The organism is Kibdelosporangium persicum, from assembly GCF_013280595.1.
Taxonomy (GTDB): domain Bacteria; phylum Actinomycetota; class Actinomycetes; order Mycobacteriales; family Pseudonocardiaceae; genus Kibdelosporangium; species Kibdelosporangium persicum.
In genome coordinates this window covers 1-5,042 of the sequence record NZ_JAAATY010000075.1, presented here as the reverse complement: position 1 = coordinate 5,042, position 5,042 = coordinate 1, and the positions used below count along the sequence as shown (strand labels likewise).

The window sequence follows — 5,042 nt, the reverse complement described above, 5'->3', positions numbered from 1 at the left end:
AACGCCTGCGCCTCAATCGGATCACCCAAAGTCGTCCCAGTCCCGTGCGCCTCCACCACATCGACATCGGACGCGGACAAACCCGCAGCCGCCAACGCCTGCCGAATCACCCGCTGCTGCGACGGGCCGTTCGGCGCGGTCAAGCCGTTGGTAGCACCATCCTGATTCACCGCCGAACCACACACCACCGCCAACACCCGATGCCCGGCACGCCTGGCGTCGGAGAGCCGTTCAAGAAGCAACACGCCGACGCCCTCACCCCACCCAGTACCATCCGCAGCCGCCGCAAAAGCCTTACACCGCCCATCGGAGGCCAACCCACGCTGCCGGCTGAACGCCACGTACCCATCCGGATTGGCCATCACCGCGACGCCACCCACCAGCGCGAGGCCGCATTCACCCTGCCGCAATGCCTGCGACGCAAGGTGAATCGCCACCAGCGAGGACGAACACGCCGTGTCGACCGTGACCGCGGGTCCTTCCAGGCCGAAGGTGTAGGCGATCCGGCCCGAGGCGACACTCCCGGTGTTCCCGGTCAGCAGGTGGCTTTCCAGCCCGTCCATCGTCGGCACGCGGGCGGCGTAGCTGTTCTGCATCGCGCCTACGTACACCCCGGTCGAGCTCCCCCTGAGCGAGTCCGGCCGGATGCCCGCACGTTCCAACGTCTCCCAGGCGACCTCCAACAACAAACGCTGCTGCGGGTCCATCGCCAACGCCTCACGCGGGGACACCCCGAACATCTCCGCGTCGAACTCCGCCGCGTCATACAGGAACGCGCCGTCGCGCACGTAGCTTTTGCCTGAGGCGTCAGGGTCGGGGTCGTACAAACCGGCCAGGTCCCAGCCACGATCCGCCGGAAAGCCCGAAACCACATCGCGCCCGTCCACCACCAACCGCCACAAGTCCTCCGGCGTAGCGACACCGCCCGGGAAGCGACAGCCCATCGACACGACCACAACCGGATCGTCCACAGTGTCCGTCCTGCCGGGACGCGACACTGTCGGCATGGCGATCGGTGACCGTCCACCGAGAAGTTCATGACCCAGGTGCGTGGCCAGTGCGGACGGGGTCGGATGATCGAACACGAGCGTCGGCGACAAACGCACTCCGGTCACAGCGGCCAGCCTGTTGCGCAACTCGACTGCCATCAACGAGTCGAAACCCAGGTCCTTGAACGCCCGCCCGGCCGCAACGCCCGCTACGTCCTCGTGCCCCAACACGGCCGCCACACTCGATCGCACCATCGACAACAGCGTCTGTTCCCGGTCTGCTTCGGACATCCCGACAAGGCGACCGACGAACCCACTGTCGGCGGCGGAACCCACAACCCGGCGAGCATTCGAACGCACCAAACCACGCAACACCGGCGGCACTGGCCCGTCCTGAACCACCGTGCCCAGCCGGACCGGGACCAGCACCGCATCAGGCAACACCAGAGCGGCATCGAACAGCTCGAGTGCCTCTGCTGTGGACAATGGGAGGATGCCTGACCGTGCCATCCTGGCACGATCGACCGCGGCCAGATGTCCCGTCATGCCGCTGGCCTGTTCCCAGAACCCCCACGCCAACGACGTCGCAGGCAACCCCAACGAACGACGGTGTTGCGCCAGCGCATCCAAGAACGCGTTCGCCGCCGCGTAGTTCGCCTGCCCAGCGCTACCCAGCACACCCGCCGCCGAAGAAAACAACACAAACGCCGACAACTCAAGGCTCGCGGTCAGTTCGTGCAGGTGCAGTGCAGCGTCCACTTTGGGCCGGAACACCCGATCCACCTGGTCGGTCGTCAACTCCGACACGACTGCGTCATCAAGAACACCAGCCGCGTGCACCACCGCGGTCAGATCCGGAATCCCGGCAACCAACGACGCCAACGCATCCCGATCAGCAGCGTCACAGGCCACCACCCGAACCTCGGCACCCAACCCCACCAGATCACCCGCATCACCACCACTTCGGCCGACCAGCACCACGGAACGAACACCACGCTCCGCGATCAAATGCCGGGCCACGTTGCGCCCCAGCACGCCGGTACCACCCGTGATCAGAACAGTGCCACGACCGAAGTCCGCGGTGTCATCAGACGACTCGCGCACCACCGCGTCCAGCCTCGGTAGCCACGCCTCACCACGACGCAACGCCACCTGTGGCTCGCCGGAGAGCACTGCTCCCGTGAACACCTCTTGGGACTCTGCCGAACCGTCACTGTCGACCAAGACAAGATCGCCCGGATACTCCCTCTGCGCAGTCCGCACCAACCCCCACACCGCCGCCGACACCGGATCGGGCGCGGCATCTCGGTCGTCCACGACGACGGCACCTTCAGTCACCACGACCAAGCGGCCCGTAGCACCCGAATCCACCCACTGCCGCACCGCGCTCAACACCCGCGCCACGGCTGACCGAGCGGCCTCCGCCATGTTCCCCGGCTCGGAGCCGACCGACTCCACCACCACGTCCCGCGGCAACTCCGCACCGCCACTCACACCTGACAACCGGGCCCAACCAGGCCGGAACAGTGGGGCAGTGTGCGGGGTGACGAGCTGTTGTCCGGTGACAGGACGGACAGTGAGAGAGTCGATGGTGGCCACCGGAAGGCCGGTGTGATCGGCGATCGTCACGGCGACAGTGTCACGACTGACCGGGCTGATCCGGACCCGGGCCGTGGTGGCCCCGGTCGCATGCACCTGAACCCCGCCGAACGCGAACGGCAAGGCACCGTCACCGACGTCCACGCTGCTCAGGACGGTCGCGTGCAATGCGGCATCCACCAAGGCGGGATGGACACCGAACCCATCGATGTCGAGGCTGCCGAGATCGACCTCGGCGAAGATCTCACCACCGCGAGCCCACGCCGCACGTAATCCGGCGAACGCTGGACCGTAGGCAAAGCCCATGTCGGCCAGTCGCTCGTAGAATCCGGTCACGTCCACCGGTTGACCGCCGGGCGGCGGCCATTCAGTAAGCCCCGCAGGAGTTTCCCGCGGTTGGCCATTGGCCAGCGTGCCGGTGGCATGGCGAACCCACGGCTGGTCATCACCCAGCCGCGAGAACACCGACACCGGCCGAAATCCACTCTCATCCGATGAGCCGACCGAAATCTGCACCCGCACGGCCACGTCCTCGGGCAGCACCAACGGCGCATGCAGCGTCAGCTCATCAAGCACGGCGCAGCCGACCTCGTCACCAGCCCGAATCGCCAACTCCACAAAAGCGGTTCCCGGCAGCAGAACCACCCCATGCACCGCGTGATCCGCCAACCACGGTTGGTCCACCAGCGACAGGCGACCGGTCACAACCACACCATCGCCATCAGCCAACGGCACTGCACCGGTCAGCAGAGGATGCCCCAGTGCCCCGGTGGTTTCCTCTGCTCGCCTTGGCGAAAGCCAATACCGCTTGCGCTGGAACGGATACGTCGGCAGATCGACGGTACCGACACCGGAAAGGGCAGAGCGCCAGTCAACCTCGATACCGTGGACATAGGCTTCGGCCAGCGAGGTCAACAGGCGTGACCAACCACCATCGCCACGCCGTAACGTCCCCAACGCCACAGCACTACCACCAGCGTCCTCGAAAGTCTCCTGCATCCCCACAACCAGCACCGGATGCGGACTCACCTCGACGAACACACCATGACCACTCTGCAGCAAAGCCCTCGTCGCCTGGTCGAACCGGACAGTCTCCCGAAGATTCCGGAACCAATAATCAGCCGACAACTCCACACAGTCGATCCGCTCACCACTGACAGTGGAATAAAACGCCACACCCCCAGACCTGGGCGTGACCCCCGCCAAATCAGACAACAACCGATCCCGAACCGCCTCCACCTGCACCGAATGAGACGCATAATCCACCGCAATCCGCCGAGCACCCTCCACCGTCGCCAACAACCGCTCCAACGCAACCGGGTCACCCGAAACCACCGTCGAACGCGGCCCATTCACCGCAGCAACAGACAACCCTTCACCCAACGACAACTCATCCGGCGACAACGGAACAGACACCATCCCGCCACGACCAGCCAACACCTCCCCAATTGCCCGGGAACGCAACGCCACCACACGAGCACCATCCACCAACGACAAACCACCAGCCACCACAGCAGCCGCAATCTCACCCTGCGAATGCCCCACCACCCCAGAAGGAACAACACCACAAGAACGCCACACCTCAGCCAACGACACCATCACAGCCCACAACACAGGCTGAACTACATCAACCCGCCCCAACAACACCTCATCACCAAGCACATCCACCAAAGACCACTCAACAAACTCCCCCAGCGCCTCCGCACACTCACCCATACGCTCAGCAAACACAGACGAAGACGCCAACAACTCCCGCGCCATCCCCACCCACTGCGAACCCTGACCAGGAAACACAAACACCACATCGGTGCAAGGCGTGGCCGCGACACCGGTCACCACACGTGCATGCGGACGACCGTCGGCCAAAGCCCGCACACCGTCGAGGTCCGGACCGACCACTACGGCACGATGCTCGAACACCGCCCGACCGACGAGCGACAAGCCAACATCGGCCGGACCGAGTTCGGGATGCTGATCCAGGTAAGCGGCGAGACTGCTGGCCTGCGCGCGCAGCGCCTCGTCGGTGCGGGCAGACAACACCCACGGGGTGACCACGGGTTGGGCGACGACGGTCGGCTGTGTCGCCACCTCGGCCGGTGGCTGCTCGATGATGGTGTGGGCGTTGGTACCACTGATGCCGAAGGACGAAATCCCGGCACGGCGAGGCCGATCGGTCTCCGGCCAAGGCCGCGACTCAGTCACCAGCTCCACCGCACCCGACGCCCAATCGACATGCGGAGTCGGCTCGTCAACGTGCAGAGTCCGGGGAACCACACCATGACGCATCGCCATGACCATCTTGATCACACCGGCCATCCCCGCAGCAGCCTGCGTGTGGCCGATGTTCGACTTGATCGACCCCAACAGAAGCGGCCGCTCACGATCCTGACCATACGTCGCGAGCAACGCCTGCGCCTCAATCGGATCACCCAAAGTCGTCCCAGTCCCGTGCGC

Annotated in this window: 1 protein-coding gene; it reads right to left on the bottom strand. The window is 65.3% G+C overall.

Translation table 11 applies throughout. The features are described 5' to 3' along the window. On the bottom strand, positions 1-5,042 hold a 5,042-nt coding region (locus GC106_RS46860; protein ID WP_173142663.1), incomplete at both ends, for a type I polyketide synthase.